The sequence below is a fragment of the Spirosoma aureum genome, assembly GCF_011604685.1.
GTDB classification, from domain to species: Bacteria; Bacteroidota; Bacteroidia; order Cytophagales; family Spirosomataceae; genus Spirosoma; species Spirosoma aureum.
This window is the reverse complement of sequence record NZ_CP050063.1, coordinates 7,062,255-7,081,759: the sequence shown is the minus strand read 5'-3', so window position 1 is coordinate 7,081,759 and position 19,505 is coordinate 7,062,255. Positions and strand designations below refer to the sequence as shown.

Genomic DNA, 19,505 nt, shown 5'->3' with positions numbered 1-19,505 from the left:
GAACTTGCTCAGGACACATTGTGAAGGTCTCTATTCGCTATTTATTCCCACCGTCATGAAACAACTTATTCAGAATCTTAAAACGGGCGAAACGTTGCTCGAAGAGGTCCCTGCTCCTCAGGTACGTCGAGGACAAGTGTTGATTCAAACGCATCGATCGTTAGTCTCGCTTGGCACGGAGCGAATGCTTGTTGAATTTGGGAAAGCCAATCTGATTGCCAAAGCCCGGCAGCAGCCTGATAAGGTGAAACAGGTGTTGGAGAAAATCCAGAGCGATGGCTTGCGGCCTACCCTCGAAGCCGTATTTCGTAAGCTCGACCAACCCCTGCCACTCGGTTACTGCAACGTCGGAACAGTATTAGCCGTAGGGGAGGGCATTACGGATCTGCAAATTGGTGATCGGGTGGCATCGAATGGTCCTCATGCCGAGCTTGTTTGTGTGCCGCGCAATCTGGTTGCCCACGTTCCCGACGGGGTGAGCGATGATGAAGCGGTATTTACCGTGATTGGCGCTATTGGCTTGCAGAGTATCCGGCTATTGTTGCCCACCTTAGGTGAAACAATAGTCGTTGTTGGCTTAGGGCTTATTGGGCTCCTCACTGCCGAATTACTGCGACTAAATGGATGCCGCGTTATTGGCCTCGATGTAGACGAAGCCAAACTTGAACTGGCCAGGCAACGGGGTCTTATAACGCTGGATCCGGCCAGCATTACCGATCCGGTGAAAGCTGTGCTGTCGATTACAAACAATGTTGGTGCCGATGGGGTGCTGATCACGGCTTCTGCCCGAACGGATGAACTCGTATCGCAGGCTGCTCGTATGAGCCGAAAACGGGGCCGCATTATCTTGGTCGGTGTGGTAGGGCTAAACCTGAATCGTACTGAGTTTTATGAGAAGGAATTGTCGTTCCAGGTGTCTTGTTCCTACGGACCTGGCCGCTACGATGAGGTATATGAACAACAGGGCCACGATTATCCCTTACCCTTTGTCCGTTGGACGGAGAACCGCAATTTTCAGACAATTCTACAATTGATCGCCAGTGGTCAGCTCAATGTAAAACCGCTTATTACAGAGGTTGTTCCCTTTGCTGATTACCATAAAATCTATTGTACGATAGGGCAGGCAAATCGGTCTGGCATCGCATCGGTAATGTGCTACTCCGAATCGGTTAGCCTGAACTCGACAGTAAAGCTTTATGAGGCTAAATACGGGCCGAATGCTGGTACGGTTGGCATTATCGGCGCCGGAAATTTCACCGCTGCAATTCTTCTGCCTGCGCTAAAGTCGGCTGGTGCGACAATCAAAGCGATTGCTAGCGCCGGTGGACTAAGTGCTACATTACTGGCCAGGAAATATGGTGTCAGTGAAAGTACATCGGACTATGGGCAACTTATTAATGACCCTGACATTGACCTCTGTGTTATCACGACCCGGCACAATAGCCATGCCCGTATGACAGTCCAGGCGTTACGGGCTGGCAAGCACGTATTTGTTGAAAAACCACTGGCGATTCACAACGACGAAGTAACACAGATCATTGAAGCCCAGCAACTGGCTGGACGGTTGGTTATGGTTGGTTTCAATCGACGATTTTCGCCCTATTCCCAGAAAATGAAATCGTTGCTGGGTGGGGATCTATCGGGCCAAATCCCGATGAATATTATAGCCACAATGAATGCCGGGGCAATTCCTGCGAATTCGTGGGTTCATGATCGGGCTGTGGGTGGTGGTCGAATTCTGGGAGAAGCCTGTCATTTTGTTGATCTGATTACATTCCTGACAGGTAGCCGAGTGATCAGTGTATGTATGAATGCAATGGGGACGCAGCCTTCCGAAACCAGCGATTCGGCTTCGCTACTATTACGCTATGAAAACGGGTCAATAGGGGTTATTAATTATTTTGCCAATGGGAGCAAAGCCTATGCAAAGGAGCGTATAGAGGTTTATTCGCAGGAACGGACCCTGATACTCGACAACTTTAGTAAGCTGACAGGATTCGGCTTCAAGAATTTTTCAAGTATGTCTGGCCGGCAGGATAAAGGCCATGTTGAGCAGATGAAACGGCTGATTCTGCAACTTCGAAGCGGAAAAGTTAACCCCACAGGAGAGCAGCTTATTCCATTTTCTGAGCTTATTAACACAACCCAAACAACGCTGGCTGCGTTGCAAAGCCTGCGCGAAAAGCGTTGGATAGACGTAAGTCGTATCGAGTTTTTTCAGGAGCATGAGTAAGATTGGCCTTATCTGGCGGACCGTTCGCTATTTGCGCGCCAGGCAGATTGTGTATCAACTCGTCAATCGTCTACGCAAACGACCGAAACTTCGCTTACCGAAACAGGCTCCAAGTGGGCATTTTCTGGCCGTTCCGGCTGTGGATAAACCGGTTTCTTATAGAGATGGAACATTCACATTTTTAAATCAGCCGGTTCTGTTTGCGTCTGCTATTGACTGGAATTATGCGCAGAATGGGAAGCTCTGGACGTATAATCTCAATTATTTCGATTACCTGAATCAAGCCAGTCCCGGTCTGACAGCTAAAGAAGGTCAGCGATTGATTCGCGGTTTTATTACCCATACTGATTCGCTCAACGATGGTTTGGAACCCTACCCAACATCATTGCGAATTATAAACTGGATGCAATTCCTAAGCCGACACCAGATTCAGGATGATGACATAGAAATTCATCTGTTTGCTCAGATTGACTTATTAAATAAGCGTCTGGAATATCATCTTGCTGGCAATCACTTACTCGAAAATGGCTTCGCCCTTCTCCTCGGAGCATTGTATTTTAAGCAGAAACACTGGTTTCGTCGAGCCTCGAAACTAGTTCGGCAAGAGTTAGCCATACAGATACTGGCCGATGGTGCCCATGATGAACGTAGCCCCATGTATCATCAGCTATTGCTCGATCGACTGCTGGATGTGTTGATCGCTTTACAGGTAAATTCATGGCATAACGACGCCAGCCTTGTTGAATTCTTGGCCGGAATAAGCACGAAAATGCTTGACTGGTTGAAGGCGGTCACGTTTGCTAATGGTGATGTGCCCTTGGTTAATGATGCCGCTTTCGGGATTGCACCGACCTCCGCGCAAATTCTGGCAAAGGCACAGAGACTACCATTTCGGGAGAAAAGCAAACGGGCTGAAATGTTAATCTCCTCACTTCCTGCAGGAAGCCAGACCGGCCAGGATAGCGGCTACCTAATGTACCGTTGGCCACATTTTGAGCTTTTTGTAGATGCCGGAGCCGTGGGGCCTGACCATCAACCCGGTCATGCTCACGCTGATACATTTTCGTTTGTACTCCACGTAGATGGGAAACCTGTCATTGTAGATAGCGGCACATCGACCTATCAGATTGGGCCGCGTCGAACCTGGGAGCGGAGCACAGCTGCCCATAACACTGTAGAAATCAGTGGATATGACTCATCAGAAGTTTGGGGCGGTTTTCGGGTTGGACGGCGGGCTTACGTAACAACACGCAGGGAAAGTGACGTGGGAATTTCTGCTCACCATGATGGCTACACTAACATTGGAATAACACATGTCCGGGCCTGGCACACAGAATCACTAAAATTTAGTATCTTGGATCGAATTATAGGTCACAAATCCGATTGTGAAACTAGGCTATCCTATGTTGCCCGTTTGCATTTTCACCCCGATGTGTTAGTGCGATCATATACTGACCATGTCATGGCCGGGCCGATAGCAATAAGGTTTTTATCAGATACAAGGCCGAAGCTCGTGCTAAAGCCTTATTTATTGGCTGATGGCTTCAACAAATTGCGGCCTGGTCATTGCCTGGAAATTACGTTTACGAATTACCTGAATACCATCGTAACCTACAATGAATGAGAATTTTATACCTAACGTATTATTTCGAACCTGATCTCTGCGCTGGCTCATTTCGAAATACGCCTTTAGTGGAAGAACTGGCTAGCCAGCTTTCCTCGAGCGACCTGATCCACGTAGTTACGACGCAGCCGAACCGCTATCAGTCGTTTAAGCTGGCCGCTCCCGACCATGAAGAAAGAGGAGAAAACCATAACTGCCGGGTACGAATCGATCGCGTTGCTGTTCCGACTCATGCCAGTGGATATGCTGACCAGACGCGTTCGTTTCTAACTTATTATAGAACAGCCCATCGACTGACAAAGGAGCAGCAGTATGATTTGGTGGTTGCGTCTTCTTCGCGATTATTTACTGCTTTTCTGGCAGCGCGATTGGCACGCAGTAAATTCCTGCCCTTGGTCCTCGACATTCGGGATCTATTTCGCGAAACAATTCTGGAGATGGTCAAAAATCGTTGGGGTCAATTTGGGCGATTCGGCCTGAACCTGGTCCTGAGCATTGTTGAGCGTTATACATTTGGCTATGCGAGGCACATCAATCTGGTTTCGGAAGGGTTTCAGTCTTATTTTAAACCCTATTCGCAGGCAACATACAGTTATTTTACGAATGGAATCGACGATGAGTTTCTTTCACTTCCCCCATCGGCAGGTCGGATTACCCCGGAAAAATTAATTCTTTATGCCGGTAACCTTGGGGAAGGACAGGGGCTACATAAAATTATTCCGCAAGCAGCCCGACTGTTGGGTGATAACTATCGATTTGTCATCATTGGCGACGGCGGAGCAAAGGCTAAACTAGAGACAATTATTCAGATTGAGGGTGTTCTGAATGTCGAATTACGCAAGCCTGTAAGCCGGAAAGAGCTACTGCGCGAGTATCAAAAGGCTGATTATCTGTTTGTTCACCTTAATGATCTTGATGCGTTTAAACGTGTTCTGCCTTCTAAACTATTTGAATATGGAGCCACAGATAAGCCGGTTATAGCTGGTGTAGCAGGCTATGCCGCCCAATTTGTGCGGGAATACATCGACAACTGCATTCTGTTCGACCCCGGTAATGTGAATAAGCTGGTGAAGCAACTGCGCGAGACTCCTTACCGAACGGCCAATCGCACGGCTTTTGTGGCCAGATTTCAGCGACGGGCAATCATGGCCGCTATGGCGCGCCAGATTCTCAACGTTGTGCCTTCTGTTAATCATTCTGAAACGTCGGTCCTATGACTATTTTGCTGACAGGCGCTTCTGGTTTTCTGGGGAGCCGGATTTTGAACGAACTTGAGTCTAATTACACTGTAACGACACTGGGTCGTCAGACTATTGGCAACCACCATATTGTTTGCGATTTGGCAAAAGAAGCTCCTGATATGACAGGCTATTCCTTTGATTTTGTCGTTAATGCTGCCGGGAAAGCTCATTCCGTACCGCGCAATTCACAGGATATAGCCGATTATGAACAAGTAAACGTGCAGGGAACGGCCCGGTTACTGGCTTCACTTGAAAAACTACCGGTTTTGCCCAAATCTATTGTTCATATCAGTACTGTTCTGGTGTATGGACGCCTGGAAGGGAAGAGCCTCGACGAACAGACACCACTCGATGCCAACGACGCTTATGGCTATAGTAAAGTTAGGGCAGAAGATGTGGTACAGGCATGGGGTAAAACGAATGGTGTTCGGGTAACAATTTTGCGATTGCCGCTCGTAGTAGCTGAACAGTCTACCGGTAATCTGGCTGCTATGGTGAAAGGTATACGCCGAGGCTATTATGTGCGGATCGGCGATGGCTCAGCCTGTCGGAGTATGGTTCGGGCCGATGATGTGGCCGCTGTTATTAGTCGGGCTGCGTGTGTTTCTGGTATCTATAACCTCACCGATGGGCGGCATCCAAGTGTTCGCGAACTCGAAAACGCTATTGCCCATTCCGTTGGCCGAAACTGTATTCTGTCGATTCCACTGGGATTTGCCAAAGCGATTGGTCGCTTTGGTGATGGCATAAATGCGCTTATTGGTCGCCGGTTTCCACTTGACTCCATTGCTCTGCAAAAATTGACGGGCTCGTTAACGTTTTCGGATGTAGCCGCTCGTCAGCACCTGAACTGGAATCCACGTTCTGTACTCGATAGCTTCAAATGACTCTAACTGGTTATGTATTCCTGATTACTTTGCTGGTCGCCAGCGAAGTATCCTACCTACGTTTAGCGCAGTATTTTGGCATTGTCGATAAGCCCAATGAGCGAAGTTCACATACTGGTCAGACGATAATCAGGGGTGGGGGAGTTCTTTTCTGGATTGCTGCCTGGGGTGCGTTCGTCTTTACCTATTTTGACTTTCCCTACTTTTTCGCGGGGCTGTCGTTGGTAGCCGCAATAAGTTTTCTGGATGATCTTCACTCGCTGGCGAATCGATACCGGATCAGTATACACTTCGTCGGGATTGGTTTGATGCTTTACCAGGCAACTGGTTTCGAGGTCGAATTCTGGATAATGGGAGTCCTATTGATAATGGGCGTTGGCATTTTGAATGCATATAACTTCATGGATGGCATCAACGGTATTACAGCTTTTTATAGCCTTGTTGCAGTTGGAACCTTCTGGTATAGCCACATGCAGTACGTGCCGGAAGGGGCTATAAACAACGCACTGCTCCCATTTACCCTCGTTGCATTGCTCATTTTTAGCTATTTCAACGCACGATCCAGGGCCATCTGTTTTGCTGGGGACGTCGGTAGTGTATCCATCGCTTTTATTATCCTATATGCGTTAGTCGTGTTTATAAAGGCTAGTCATACCTATCTGCCAATCCTGTTTTTAGCTGTATATGGTATCGATAGTGTTCTGACCATTACGCACCGGCTCTATTTGAGGCAGAATATTTTTCAGGCTCACCGACTACATCTGTTCCAACTGCTTGTGCATAAAAAACAATGGTCTCACCTGCGCGTGTCTGCTTGGTATGCTCTCGTACAACTAGGAATAAATGGGTTGATATTGGCCACGCTCCATCGGCCTTTAGTCGCTCAGCTAACCCTTACAGCTGTCATTTTAGTGGTACTGACCAGTATGTATGTGATTGTGAAATCGCGATTGATGAAGGTGAATTTAGATACAACAGTCCTAAAAGCCAAAGGGCCGATTTACTAAAATCGGCCCTTTGGCAAATGATAAGTGAAACAGCGTTCTGGTTACTTCACGCTCTTACCAATAGCAATCAGATTTTCAGGAGTTTGAAGCCCAATTACCTTTTTCAGTATTTTACCATTGCTATCAATGAATAATAAAGTTGGATAAGCTTCCAGCGGATAAACCTGCGATAGAGCAGGCCCTTCCCCTTTTTCCATATCCATTTTTACGTTGATAAACTTGGCGTTATAGACTTCACCCACCGCTTTTTTGGTAAATACATTCTTCTGAAGAAGCTTGCAGGGACCGCACCAGCTTGCATAGGCGTCCAGAAAAATTACTTTTTTTTCCGCTTTTGCCTTCTTAAGAATGTCTTTCCACGCAGCATCGGTAAACTGGATTCCCTCACTATCTTCTTTAGGAGCTGGTTTATGATCCCCAGCAGAAATGGCCTGTGTGGCTGAATAACTAAATCCGACGAATAGAATGGTTAATAACCAAATAACTTTTTTCATGCTCGGACCGGTACACCGGTGATTTTTGAGTTTCGGATGAATAACGCACCGGATGGGCATTTTCGTTTCTACCGGTGTTGAATAAGCAAATTAATACGCACTTACTCAAAAGGCAAACAGTGTGCCATTTTCCTTATTCTTTCCGACCTTTGTACTCGTTTCAGCCATCTTTGCTATGCCCGTTAAACAAGCTGAGTTCTTTGTCAGTAATTCTGATCCAGCCAAATGCCCTAAGCCAGACCGGCCCGAGTACGCTTTCATTGGCCGTTCTAATGTAGGGAAATCGTCACTGATTAATATGCTGACGGGCCGCTCATCGCTGGCTAAAATTTCAGGAAAACCAGGTAAGACCCAGTTAATCAATCACTTTTTGATCGACAATGAATGGTATCTGGTCGATTTGCCTGGCTACGGTTATGCACAGGTAAGCAAAACGGAGCGCGAGAAATTTGCGGCTCTGATTGATGGTTATCTGACCAGTCGACCCAATTTGCTGTGTATTTTTGTGCTGGTCGATTCTCGCATTGAACCGCAAAAAATTGACCTCGATTTTATGTATAATCTGGGCGAGAAAGGATTGCCATTTGTGATTGTTTTTACCAAAACAGAAAAACTCGGTCCGACCAAGTTGCAGGCAACGCTGGATACCTATCGGGCTAAATTGCTGGAAACCTGGGAGGAAGCCCCCCAGTTTTTTGTTACCTCTGCTGTTACGGCTGCCGGGCGTGAGGAAATCCTGTCCTTTATCAGGCCGCTGAACCAAGAGTATAGGAAATAGGTAAGTAAGCGAGCTGGACTAGCCAGATTAACTTCATCAATCCGGATTCTTAATTACCATTTAACCTAATTACCCACTAAAAAAGGCAATACGTCGGCCTAAACAGGCGTTACAATTTTACAAAGTATCTATGGAAGCATTAAAACAAATTGCCAACATTGCCGGTCAAAGCGGCCTTTTTCGGATTTTGAAACCTAGCCGAAATGGTGTTATTGTTGAATCGCTGGACGACAAGAAGGCTAAAACAATGATGGGCCCAACGGCTCGGGTGTCGGTTCTGAACGATATTTCGATTTACGTCGATACACCCGATCAGTCGATTCCGCTTGCTGATGTGCTGTTGGCTGTCAATGATAAATACGGTGAAACGCTAACTGTCGATCCAAAAGGATCACCCAGCGAACTAGCCGATTTTATGGCGTCGGTTGTGCCTGATTATGACCGCGAACGAGTTCGTCAGGCCGATATTAAAAAATTAATTGTATGGTTCGGCATTCTGCGCCAATACGCGCCCGAAGTATTCGAAAAACCAGCTGACGAATCGGTAGAGGCAGCTACAGAAGAAACTCCTGCTGAGGCATCAGCCGCCGAAACAGAAGAAGAAAAAGCATAAATGGGTTTATGTTTTTGGGTGATTGGTTTCTGGAAAGTAGGCATCCAAGAACATAAACTAATAAAAATCTCCATTTTCAGTGAGAACGGAAAAGCCGCGATGACCCTTGGTTTCGCGGCTTTTTAGTCGTTAGAGCCAATCCGAAAATTGGCTCTAATTCATTAATCGACAGAACTTAGCTTCACCGTATTGGTTCGGCGAGCCTGTGTGAGTGGCATACTAAGGGTATTGATAAAAATATCGCCGGAAGCCAGCTTGCCCTGGCTAATCAGCGTCTGTTTGATACCTTCTACAGTCTGATCGACCGTCAGCTCAGGGTTTGGCTCGTAAGGTAACACCTGAACACCCCAATACAACCCAAGCGTATTGCGCAGTTGCGGATCGTTGGAGAAGACAAACAAATCGGCTTTAGGCCGGTGGTGCGATAGCCGTACTGCTGTGTAACCCGAATTGGTAATGCCGATAACCGCTTTCGCCTTGGTGTCGCGTGCCAGACGGCAGGCACTCATAACAACGTTGTCATTAATGACATTTTCGGTCGGATGTTCATTAACATAGGCGTGATACCGATAATAAATCTTGTCGGTTGTGTTTTCAACCTGCAAGATTGTATTAGCCATACTCTCGACCGCCAGAATCGGGTATTTACCAGAAGCTGTTTCGGCACTTAGCATCACGGCGTCGGCCCCATCGAGAACCGAATTGGCGATGTCGTTGATTTCGGCGCGGGTTGGGCGGGGAGCATCGATCATACTTTCGAGCATCTGCGTAGCAACAATGACCGGTTTTGCGGCTTTGTTACACTTCTCAACGAGCATTTTCTGAATCATCGGTACTTCCTCGGCGGGCAGTTCGACGCCAAGGTCACCGCGTGCCACCATCAAGCCGTCAGTTGCTGCAATAATGGCATCGATGTTCTGAATGGCTTCAGGCTTTTCGATTTTGGCAATAACGCGGCAGTTTTTACCCTGAGACTTGATGTATTCTTTGATCTCGATAATTTCAGAGGCTTCACGAACAAAAGACAGCGCGATCCATTCGGCATTGTGCTCGAGACCGAACTTGAGGTCTTCCCAGTCTTTGTCGGTTACGGCAGGCATCGATACCCGCGTATTGGGCAGGTTGACGCCTTTTTTAGACTTCATGGATCCACCATAAACAACTTCAGTGACTACGTCGGTGCCTTCGGTACCAATTACCCGAACCTCCAGTTTGCCGTCGTCCATCAGAATACGCTCGCCCGCATGGACATCTTTGTACATGTCTTTGTAGGGGGTACTTACACGCTCCGCTGTACCTAGTACATCATCGTTTGTAAATACCAGTCTGTTGCCAGGCAGAATCATGACGCCGTCTTTATTCTCGACGTTACCGATACGAATCTTCGGCCCCTGCAAATCCTGTAATACGCAGAGGTTTAGGTTATACTCCGCATTGATTTCACGGATACGGTTAAGTCTGATAAGGTGATCGTCGTGGGTGCCGTGGGAAAAATTAAGCCGGAATACGTTTACACCGGCTTTGGCTAATGCCAACAATTGTTCTTTCGTTTCGGAAGCCGGGCCGATAGTGGCCACGATCTTGGTTTTCTTAGACATGAGGGACGGGAAAATTGGGCAAAAACGGCCAAGAGCCGGTGCAAAAATAACCGGCAGGGTTAATAAACAGTTGTGTTTACTGAAATTTTACGACTTATATCGTAACTGTTGGGTCTGAGAATCGGGGCTAGTAGCCAAAATGGGCTTGGCTACTAGCACTTAAGAACTTCTGTATTACGCGAAGATAATCGCTAACGGCTGATTGTTAATGGTGTGTTAAGCCAGGGCAATTTTGTAAATGATTTCCAGAGATTTGATCGTTTTTTCAATCTTCTTTCCCATTTACGAGTTTATTTAAAATACCCGATTTTAAAGGGTAGACCAGGATACATTGTTTTAACCTACTTTCTCTCCCGCTATGGCGATTAAGACCAGTGACCTCGACCAACTTAGTATTAATACGATTCGGCTGTTGTCGGTAGATGCCGTTCAAAAAGCTAATTCCGGCCACCCCGGACTACCACTGGGTGCGGCACCGATGGCCTACGTGCTCTGGTCGCGCTTCTTACGATTCAATCCTAAGGACCCGCATTGGCCCGATCGTGATCGATTCGTTCTGTCGGCAGGCCATGGTTCGGCGCTGCTTTATAGCCTCCTGCATCTCTATGGATACGACCTGACGCTCGATGATCTGAAGAGTTTTCGGCAACTCCATTCCAAAACACCTGGTCACCCCGAATCAAACTTAACGGCAGGAGTTGAAGTAACAACCGGGCCGTTGGGGCAGGGGTTTGCCAATGGAGTGGGTATGGCAATGGCCGAAGCCTTTCTGGCAGCTACCTACAACAAAGAGGAGCATACGGTGGTCGATCATTATACCTATTCGATTGTAAGTGACGGTGATCTGATGGAAGGAATTGCATCGGAAGCGGCTTCGCTGGCGGGGCACCTTAAATTAGGAAAGTTGATTTATCTGTACGATGATAACCTGATTTCGCTGGATGGGCCAACCAATCTGGCCTTTACCGAAGATCGGATGGCTCGATTTGATGCTTATGGCTGGCATACGCAGCAGGTCGCTGACGGAAATGATCTGGATGCCATTGAGGCAGCTATCCGGGCTGCTCAGGCCGAAACAGAGCGCCCATCGATCATTGCTGTCCGAACCATTATCGGGTATGGTAGCCCGCAGGAAGGCACCAGTAAAGTACACGGTAGTGCGCTGGGTGAAGAGAATGTCCGGAAAACCAAGGAGTTTTTCGGATGGGACCCTGATAAGACATTTGTTGTGCCGGAAGAGGTTGTACCTCATTTGCTCGAACCCGGAAAACAGGGCGCTACGTTACAGGCCGACTGGCAAAAACGATTTGACCACTATAAAGCTCAGTTTTCTGCGGAAGCCGACAATTTCAGTCGGTCGTTTGCCGGTAAACTTCCTGAAAACTGGGATGCTGATCTGCCTCAGTTCAAGCCCGAAGATGGTCCTCTGGCAACCCGGCAGGCATCGGGTAAGGCTCTGATTGCGTTAAAACAGCGGGTACCTTATTTATTTGGAGGATCGGCCGATCTGGCGTCATCCAATGAAATGCCAACGAAAGGCGACGTTAGTTTTCAACCTGGCCATTATGGAAATTCGAATATCTGGTTTGGCGTTCGCGAACACGCTATGGGAGCTGCGCTCAATGGTATGGCGCAACACGGTGGCGTGCACCCATATGGTGGAACATTCCTGAACTTTTCTGACTACATGCGTGGAGCCATCCGCCTGACAGCACTCGCCGAATCGTCGGTAACGTTTGTCTTTACACATGATAGTATCGGGTTAGGCGAGGACGGACCTACTCATCAGCCCGTTGAGCAATTTGTTTCGCTCCGGACCATTCCGAATAGCATTGTTATCCGGCCTGCCGATGCCAATGAAACTACAGAAGCCTGGCGGGTGGCTATGACCCAGCCCAAAACACCCGTTATGCTGATTCTAGGCCGTCAAAAACTTCCAGTGCTCGACCAGAGCAAATACGGATCGGCACGTGGTCTGGAAAAAGGGGCTTACATTCTAAGCGAAGCCGAAGGATCTCCTCAATTGATTCTGATCGCTACGGGTTCCGAGGTTTCCTTAGTGTTGGATGCCCAGACCGAACTTAAAAAGGAAGGCATTCAGGCGCGGGTTGTCAGCATGCCTTCCTGGGAGTTGTTTGAAAAGCAGGACCGAACGTATCAACATGAGGTCTTGCCGCCTTCTATTCGGAAGCGACTGGCTGTTGAAGTGGGTTCACCGATTGGCTGGCATAAATATGTAACAGATGAAGGAACAACCATCAGTATGAATCGATTTGGATTATCTGGCCCCGGCGAGGAGGTGATGGCTTATTTCGGGTTTACAGTCGAAAATGTGGTTAAAAAGGCAAAAGCCGTGTTACAGGGACAACCCGAAGACATTGAAAAAAAAGAGATCTTATCCTGATGAATAACATGAGTCACTACGTTTCACACAGAAGTTGGCGGATCTCGAGCCGATTTCAGTGTGAAATGTAGTGACTCAATAACTTGTAATTACGGACCTGTATGTGTACTCGTAAAACTAATTTTCATATGCCACCCAGGCTAATTCTGTACCAACGATCGTAACGTAGTTCGTTCATAGACAGACAGGTTTGCATCACGAACACGCTCCATAATAGGTCGGATTTTACAGGTTTCTTCATCTTCGCAGTCGTCGCAACGGACATAAAAGTTCAGGGAAACGCAGGGTGTGGGAGCAATTGGACCGTCAATTATTCGAACAACCTGGGCCAGATTCACCCGTTCGGGCTCAACCCGGAGCAGGTAGCCTCCTCCTTTCCCTTTCTGACTCTGAAGAATACCATGATTGCGTAATTCCAGTAGAATGGCTTCCAGAAATTTTTTCGGAATGCCTTCCTGAGCTGAAATATAGGAAATCAGCACAGGACCATTTCCGAATTGTTCGGTTAGCACCTTGAGTGCCTTAATGGCATATTTTGCTTTCTTCGAGATCATTTTTACTTGTTCTTATTGGTGAATGGTAGTTTATGAGTCAATGGCGGTAGTGTTCTATACGTCTATAAGCTGTTAATGGGCTAAGTCTCGTCGAATTCTGGCAACTACTCTACAATAGTTATAGCTATTGGGTCTGCATAGCATAAATCGTAACTTTTATAGGCTTTAATCTGAGACTATGCTACCAACTAGTTGTTGCAATTGGCTAAAAAGCAGCATTGCCTTCATTGCCTGGTTCTGATTGCAAAGAACGATTAATAAATTAATACTTCCTACTTAACCTATAGATATTATTCAATTTGGAAGTAGGTTAAGCTTTGTACGCAGGACCAACTTATCCAGGTATAAGCCAGGAAAGACGACAAAAGGTAAATCTACCGCAGCAATAGCTTATTGTGTTAGTCTGTCAAATTTTAGTCAACCATATGCTGAACTGATAAAACCTTGTCTTCTGCTGGAGGAAATTGCTAATATTAGCGATACTGCAGATAGAATTTCTGCCAGTACATAGCGCTGGAAATTAACTGAAAATCAACTGTTTAAAGCGGAAAATCTAATTGGATGAGAAAACACTTTGTGGGGTACCCATGGAGTCGTGCTGACTACGAAATTGAGCCAGTCCTTTAATTTTTCCCCCTGGTAAACTATTAAGTTGTCGAACCACCGGAGTAACACGACGCCGACTTACCGGAAGCCAGATATCGGCAACCAGCACATCCGCCGAGCGATCATTATTCCGGCGAACCTGTACAATGTGAGTCGGATTTACGGCCAGGCTCTTGCTCAGACGAATAAAGCCAGGCAGCATAGTGACACATTTTTTGAGCGTGGTGGAGTTGAGCTCCGGTGATGCGTCAGTCAGAAATATACGGGTGTAGTTTCCCCAACCCATTAAATATAAAATGCGGCAGGTGTTGATAGTCAACTTACTAAATTTCATGTAAATTTTGTGGCGATATGGTAACTATTAGTGATGTAATAAAGATATGAGTAAATTTAAGAATTAATAAAATAAGGCAACCCTAAATGAGAAGCCTTATTAACTATATTTTGAAAAGAAAAGTCAAGGGTATATACGCGAGCGATTGCCGAATGGATTTGTGGAAATGTGGTATAGTCATCAAATCGACAGGGCAATCGCTAAAGTGACTTTCGTACGATAAGCTGAAACGGGTTTTCGATGTGCTCTACACTGGCGTTGAGTACCAATTGAGCTGCTGTGCGGCCCATTTGAGCAAAATCGGTGGACATGACCGTAATACCTTCCAGCAGGAATTCTTTTAGCGGTGTTTCATTGTAGGACAAAATGCCAACCTCCTGACCAACAATGTACGTTGTCATCTTGATTTTCTTGATAAGTTCAACAAGGTCATCTTCCATTAAATTGATGTAGGCTTGTTGCGGATAGATCACCTCCTGTTGAATGTTATCAATCACACGGGTATTAAAATTATGCTCGTAGCAAAACTTATAGAAGCCATTAAGAATTGCTTTCGGGTGATAGGTATATGAGGGAAACAGAATACAAAGTGTCGTGTATTTCTTTAATAAAGGGAGCGCATCGGTCAGGGCCTGATAGAGATCTTTTTCAAAATTCTGAAATACCGCAGCATACGTTCCTGATACCCCTTCCAGAAGCTTATCCAGAATGATTAGCTTATGTTTTGGTAAGCTATTGATCAACTCATTTGCTTTTTCGCCCCCTTCATAAAAATGGCCAATGATCACATAATGAGTATGGTTACGGGCCTGACGCTCAATCAGATCCCGAAATAGCCTGAAATCATTGTTATAGATAAAGAAATCGATCGCAACCCCAGGCCCCAGCAGTTCAACAAATGAGTCGTAAATGATTTTTTTGTGAGCACTCAGTTTGTTGAATAGTAAGAATATTTTCAGGTTCTGGCCAGTCTTGGTATAGTTTATGTAAAATCCTTTTCCTCGAACAGCCTCGATAATTTCTTTTTCCTTGAGGAGCTCGTAGGCTCGCTCAATGGTTCCTTTGGCTACATCGAATTCGGCACATAACTCATGAATGGACGGCAATTTGTCGCCTGGAATTATATCCCGATTTTCAATACCCTCTACAATTGAGTTATAAATCTGCTGATACTTAGGGGTATTCGAATAGTCGTTGATTTTAATATGTCGGAGCATGTTGGATTAATTTAGACTGAACTAGTAGCAGCATCGAACTGGCTGACTAAATTCATTATAGCATGGCTACCAGCAAAAGCGCAGTCCATAGTAACAGGCAATCTGGATAATAAATAATTCCAGAAAAAACGTAAGACGAATTTCTCTATAAAAAGGTCATTTTTCCTAATCCTACTACCCGAATTCAGAATGTTTATGCGGTTAAGCTACGAATGAATAAGTGATATAATAAATAAATTATCATATGTAATATTAGTAATAATTAATCCATTTTTTTCGATCGAATATATTCGAGGAAATCAGATAACGGTTGCCTTGCTCACAGGTAGGATAGCAATAAGGGTGTTAATTAGGTTGGCTTTCCTGTCAGGCTTTTTCAGGCTTTGGCTAAAGGGAAAGTCAGTCCCGGTAAATGATTACTATAAAAACTATAGGAAATGATCTATGGAATCCTTCAATCTACTTTCTGCCCTCATCTACCGGGCAGAAATAATGAATGGTGGCTAATGAGAATTGTAGATTAATTTATTTAAATAATTATGAAAGTGGGTAAGTATGGGAAAGTTGGCGGCACTGAGATGGTAATATTTGGCCATTGAATTGGTTTTTTGAAAGCCAGTTCAGCTAGTTCTTTAATCCTAATCTCTTTTGTTAATCTCATGAAAAGACTCTATCAATTAGCAGTGCTAGGTCTGATAACGGGCAGTTATTCAGGCTACGCACAGGAGGTAATAGTGCAGAAAAGTAATGCAGTCAAAAACGGGCTTTTGATCGCCAGGAATGTTACAATGAAGGATAAGTCGCACATAGTTACCGCTCTGGCAGACATAGCCGTATCGGGTAAGGTGATCGACGAGAAGGGGGCCGCATTGCCGGGCGTGAGTGTCATTGTTAAAGGAACTACCCAGGGAACCAACACCGATGGTACGGGCAGTTTTAAAATTACGGTGCCGAATACCAATGCCACACTGGTTTTTAGTTTTGTGGGCTATGGCCGAAAAGAGGTAGTGGTAGGTAGTCAAACGTCGATAACGGTTACTCTGTCTCCCGACGACCAAACGCTGAACGAAGTGGTAGTTGTGGGCTATGGTAGCCAGTTGAAAAAAGAAATAACCGGGGCTGTTCAAACGGTAAGTGCAGCAGAAATTAAAGATTTACCTGTTTCACAGATTGGCCAGAAATTACAAGGTCGTCTGGCGGGTGTGCAGATCAACCAGGCGACTGGTAAGCCTGGTCAGGGTATTAGTATCCGTATTCGGGGTCAGGTATCGGTTTCGGCTGGTAGTGACCCGCTTTACGTCATCGATGGTTTCCCGATAACGGGGAACATTGCCCAGCTTAACCCGGATGAGATTGAAGATCTTTCGGTTTTGAAAGATGCTGCTTCGACCTCGCTGTATGGTTCTCGGGCGGCAAACGGAGTTGTACTGATAACAACGAAAAAAGGGAAACCTGGCCAGACAAACATTAGCTTCAGCGCGTATGCGGGGGTACAGAAGGTACCTATGCGAGGTCGGGTGAAAATGCTGAACGCCGTTGAGTTCGCCCAGTTCAAGAAAGATTTCTATGAAGATCAGTTGCAGCCCGTACCGGCTGAGTTCCAGAATCCCTCGCAGTATGAAGGAAAAAACAACGACTGGTATGATGCGTTACTGCGGCAGGCCCCCATTCAGAGCTATAATCTGAGCATTTCTAATAATACAGGCAAGGCCAATACGTCGTTGGTAGCCGGTATCTTCAACCAGGATGGGGTAGTCTTGAACAACAAGTACAAACGGTACTCGCTGCGCCTGAACTCAAACTATAACCTGTCGGATAAGGTAACCGTTGGCTTTAACGTAGCACCTTCCTACGTGTTCGACAATACGCCCCGGACAGATGGTGACCGTGGAACCGGGATTTTGTTCAACGCGCTGCACACATGGCCGGTGATGCCCATTTACGATGCCAATGGTGAATTAACCAAATTCAACCAGTTTCCGGCTAGCACAGGTAATATTTTTCAGTATCCGAACTGGCTGCGAGCTGCTAAAGAACTGATTAACGAAACCAAGAATACAAACCTGCTGGCGAATGCCTATGTGCAATACCGACCGATTAATGGGTTAACCCTCCGGTCGACAATGAACATCGAATACCAAAATTCGAAGTTCTTCTTCTTTAATCCGTCGACGGCTACCAGCGCCATTAACGTGCCGATCCCCACCACGGCGGTTTCGATTCGACAGGGATTGGAAAATACATCCTGGCTAAACGAAAACCTGGCGACTTACACCCGTACCTTTAATGATCATAGCTTTGAGTTGCTGGCTGGTTTTACGAACCAATGGTACCGTCAGGAATTCAGCCGTATTCAGGCTGATACGTACGCCGATGACCGACTACCAACGATTCAGGGAGCACTTAATATAAACCGGGGTGGTACGAATAACGGCATAAACCAATGGGCTCTGACCTCTTATCTGTCTCGCCTGACGTATAACTACAAAGGCAAATACCTGTTTACGGCGGCTGTACGGACAGATGGATCGTCACGCTTCGGAGCGAACAATCAGTTTGGTACGTTCCCATCGGCTTCGGTAGGCTGGGTAGTGTCGGATGAAGATTTTCTGAAACCAATCCAACAGATTTCGTTTGCCAAAATTCGGGCTAGTTATGGCGTAATCGGCAATAATAACATTGGTAACTACACATCGTATGCCTTGGTTAACAATACGACCAATGCGGTATTTGGTAGCACGGTTGCTACAGGGGCTGTCGTTACATCGCTGGCTAACCCTAATTTAGGATGGGAAACGACCAAGCAGTTTGATATAGGGCTTGATCTGGGGTTATTGAATGACCGGATTCAGTTCATCTACGATTTTTATACGAAACGTACAACGAACCTGCTCTACGCGGTACAGGTTCCGCAGGAATCGGGTTTCACTAACTTCAATGACAACATTGGTGAAATTAAGTTCTGGGGGCATGAATTCTCGCTGACAACCAAAAACACAACGGGTAAACTGAAATGGACAACTAACGCCAATATCTCCTTTAACCGAAATCTGGTTGTCGCGCTGGCTCCGGGGATCGATCGGGTGTATAGTGGTGTGGGCTTCCACATTACGCAGGTCGGTAAGCCCTTCGGCCAATTCTATGGCTTGGTGAAAGAAGGATATTATAAGACTGCTGAAGAACTCAGGAGTTCACCCGTCATCCCAGGCCGTTCAGCCATCGGTACCATCAAGTTTAAAGACATAAATGGCGATGGGGTTATTACAAACGGTGGTGATGCTGATGACCGGACCATCCTTGGAAGCCCATTCCCGAAATTTACCTACGGGATTACCAACGATTTGAAATACGGCAACTTCGATTTCTCGATAACAGGTTCCGGCTCCTACGGTAACCAACTCTGGGTTCGCCACTTATACAGCACAGCCAACCTGGATGGCGTATTCAACATGGTAGAAGGCGTAAAAGACCGCTTCCGGGTGCAGAATACCATGGTTAATATTAACGGTACTCCTACTGGGGTAGCAACCAATGTAATTACCCAGGGAGCAGGTCAGTTCGGTGCAACGAACAATGGCGGAAACTTTACGGGTATTGAGCGCGACTGGCATAGCTCGCAATTCCTGGCTGATGCGTCATTTTTCACCATCAAAAACATAACGCTGGGCTATAACATAGGGGCTGTCAATAAGCTATTCAAATCAGCCCGGGTTTATGCGTCGGCGCAACAGGTCTATATATTCACGAAATACTGGGGCGGTCCAAATCCGGAAACCAGTGGAAACCAGGCAGGTGATGGGCCGGGCGACAATTTGAGCCAGGGCGTCGATTACTCAAACTACCCAGTTCCACGCACCTTCACGCTAGGCGTTAACCTGAATTTCTAAATCAGACCAGCATTTCTAAATCATATTT

General features: G+C 46.4%; 14 protein-coding genes. 9 read left to right on the top strand and 5 right to left on the bottom strand.

All coding sequences use genetic code 11. The annotated features are described in order from the left end of the window. Positions 1-55 precede the first annotated feature (55 nt). Genes G8759_RS28115 through G8759_RS28095 form a run of 5 tightly spaced genes read left to right on the top strand, consistent with a single transcriptional unit; the run spans position 56 to position 6,992 of the window. Positions 56-2,233: a bi-domain-containing oxidoreductase gene (locus tag G8759_RS28115; protein ID WP_167215935.1), complete on the top strand. Its 2,178-nt coding sequence runs from the start codon at positions 56-58 to the stop codon at positions 2,231-2,233. Then, complete coding sequence (locus G8759_RS28110; RefSeq protein WP_167215933.1) at positions 2,226-3,857, top strand: alginate lyase family protein; 1,632 nt, start codon at positions 2,226-2,228, stop codon at positions 3,855-3,857. Before G8759_RS28115 ends, G8759_RS28110 begins: the two co-directional genes overlap by 8 nt. Beyond that, positions 3,854-5,074, top strand: coding sequence for a glycosyltransferase family 4 protein (locus G8759_RS28105; RefSeq protein WP_167215931.1), 1,221 nt, complete (start codon positions 3,854-3,856; stop codon positions 5,072-5,074). Before G8759_RS28110 ends, G8759_RS28105 begins: the two co-directional genes overlap by 4 nt. Continuing rightward, positions 5,071-5,985: an NAD-dependent epimerase/dehydratase family protein gene (locus tag G8759_RS28100; protein WP_167215929.1), complete on the top strand. Its 915-nt coding sequence runs from the start codon at positions 5,071-5,073 to the stop codon at positions 5,983-5,985. The genes G8759_RS28105 and G8759_RS28100 overlap by 4 nt, the downstream gene beginning before the upstream one ends. Beyond that, positions 5,982-6,992: an MraY family glycosyltransferase gene (locus tag G8759_RS28095; RefSeq protein WP_167215927.1), complete on the top strand. Its 1,011-nt coding sequence runs from the start codon at positions 5,982-5,984 to the stop codon at positions 6,990-6,992. The genes G8759_RS28100 and G8759_RS28095 overlap by 4 nt, the downstream gene beginning before the upstream one ends. A 41-nt stretch (positions 6,993-7,033) precedes the next feature. On the opposite strand, the gene G8759_RS28090 is transcribed toward G8759_RS28095, so the two are convergent. Continuing rightward, complete coding sequence (locus tag G8759_RS28090) at positions 7,034-7,486, bottom strand: thioredoxin family protein (RefSeq protein WP_162390091.1); 453 nt, start codon at positions 7,484-7,486, stop codon at positions 7,034-7,036. Between the two features lie 175 nt (positions 7,487-7,661). Here G8759_RS28090 and yihA point away from each other — a divergent pair, with 175 nt between their 5' ends. Together yihA and G8759_RS28080 are read left to right on the top strand one after the other, a co-directional pair. Continuing rightward, positions 7,662-8,264 (top strand): ribosome biogenesis GTP-binding protein YihA/YsxC, encoded by a 603-nt coding sequence (gene yihA / locus G8759_RS28085; protein ID WP_167215925.1) that lies wholly within the window; start codon positions 7,662-7,664, stop codon positions 8,262-8,264. A 130-nt stretch (positions 8,265-8,394) separates the two neighbouring features. Further along, positions 8,395-8,877 (top strand): DUF5606 family protein, encoded by a 483-nt coding sequence (locus tag G8759_RS28080; protein WP_167215923.1) that lies wholly within the window; start codon positions 8,395-8,397, stop codon positions 8,875-8,877. Positions 8,878-9,038: 161 nt separating this feature from the next. Here G8759_RS28080 and pyk read toward each other — a convergent pair whose 3' ends face one another. After that, entirely contained in the window at positions 9,039-10,475 is a 1,437-nt protein-coding gene (pyk, locus tag G8759_RS28075) for a pyruvate kinase (RefSeq protein WP_167215921.1), read from the bottom strand. 358 nt (positions 10,476-10,833) lie between these two features. On the opposite strand from pyk, the gene tkt reads away from it, so the two are divergent. Further along, positions 10,834-12,879: a transketolase gene (tkt, locus tag G8759_RS28070; protein WP_167215919.1), complete on the top strand. Its 2,046-nt coding sequence runs from the start codon at positions 10,834-10,836 to the stop codon at positions 12,877-12,879. 140 nt (positions 12,880-13,019) lie between these two features. On the opposite strand, the gene G8759_RS28065 is transcribed toward tkt, so the two are convergent. The 3 genes from G8759_RS28065 to G8759_RS28055 all read right to left on the bottom strand — a co-directional run bounded on the left by G8759_RS28065 (position 13,020) and on the right by G8759_RS28055 (position 15,590). After that, a complete protein-coding gene (locus G8759_RS28065; RefSeq protein WP_167215917.1) occupies positions 13,020-13,433 on the bottom strand; it encodes an RrF2 family transcriptional regulator in 414 nt (137 codons plus the stop codon). A 553-nt stretch (positions 13,434-13,986) separates the two neighbouring features. Beyond that, positions 13,987-14,373 (bottom strand): LytTR family DNA-binding domain-containing protein, encoded by a 387-nt coding sequence (locus G8759_RS28060; RefSeq protein WP_167215915.1) that lies wholly within the window; start codon positions 14,371-14,373, stop codon positions 13,987-13,989. Between the two features lie 200 nt (positions 14,374-14,573). Beyond that, on the bottom strand, positions 14,574-15,590 hold the full coding sequence (locus G8759_RS28055) for a GntR family transcriptional regulator (protein WP_167215910.1): 1,017 nt from the start codon (positions 15,588-15,590) through the stop codon (positions 14,574-14,576). 659 nt (positions 15,591-16,249) lie between these two features. On the opposite strand from G8759_RS28055, the gene G8759_RS28050 reads away from it, so the two are divergent. Then, on the top strand, positions 16,250-19,477 hold the full coding sequence (locus tag G8759_RS28050; protein WP_167215908.1) for a SusC/RagA family TonB-linked outer membrane protein: 3,228 nt from the start codon (positions 16,250-16,252) through the stop codon (positions 19,475-19,477). Positions 19,478-19,505: the final 28 nt, after the last annotated feature.

Coding starts and splice junctions, on each gene's coding strand:
- pyk (WP_167215921.1), bottom strand. CDS start 10,475: ATGTCTAAGAAAACCAAGATCGTGGCCACTATCGGCCCGGCTTCCGAA.
- G8759_RS28105 (WP_167215931.1), top strand. CDS start 3,854: ATGAGAATTTTATACCTAACGTATTATTTCGAACCTGATCTCTGCGCT.
- yihA (WP_167215925.1), top strand. CDS start 7,662: ATGCCCGTTAAACAAGCTGAGTTCTTTGTCAGTAATTCTGATCCAGCC.
- G8759_RS28095 (WP_167215927.1), top strand. CDS start 5,982: ATGACTCTAACTGGTTATGTATTCCTGATTACTTTGCTGGTCGCCAGC.
- G8759_RS28050 (WP_167215908.1), top strand. CDS start 16,250: ATGAAAAGACTCTATCAATTAGCAGTGCTAGGTCTGATAACGGGCAGT.
- G8759_RS28090 (WP_162390091.1), bottom strand. CDS start 7,486: ATGAAAAAAGTTATTTGGTTATTAACCATTCTATTCGTCGGATTTAGT.
- tkt (WP_167215919.1), top strand. CDS start 10,834: ATGGCGATTAAGACCAGTGACCTCGACCAACTTAGTATTAATACGATT.
- G8759_RS28110 (WP_167215933.1), top strand. CDS start 2,226: ATGAGTAAGATTGGCCTTATCTGGCGGACCGTTCGCTATTTGCGCGCC.
- G8759_RS28060 (WP_167215915.1), bottom strand. CDS start 14,373: ATGAAATTTAGTAAGTTGACTATCAACACCTGCCGCATTTTATATTTA.
- G8759_RS28115 (WP_167215935.1), top strand. CDS start 56: ATGAAACAACTTATTCAGAATCTTAAAACGGGCGAAACGTTGCTCGAA.
- G8759_RS28055 (WP_167215910.1), bottom strand. CDS start 15,590: ATGCTCCGACATATTAAAATCAACGACTATTCGAATACCCCTAAGTAT.
- G8759_RS28080 (WP_167215923.1), top strand. CDS start 8,395: ATGGAAGCATTAAAACAAATTGCCAACATTGCCGGTCAAAGCGGCCTT.
- G8759_RS28100 (WP_167215929.1), top strand. CDS start 5,071: ATGACTATTTTGCTGACAGGCGCTTCTGGTTTTCTGGGGAGCCGGATT.
- G8759_RS28065 (WP_167215917.1), bottom strand. CDS start 13,433: ATGATCTCGAAGAAAGCAAAATATGCCATTAAGGCACTCAAGGTGCTA.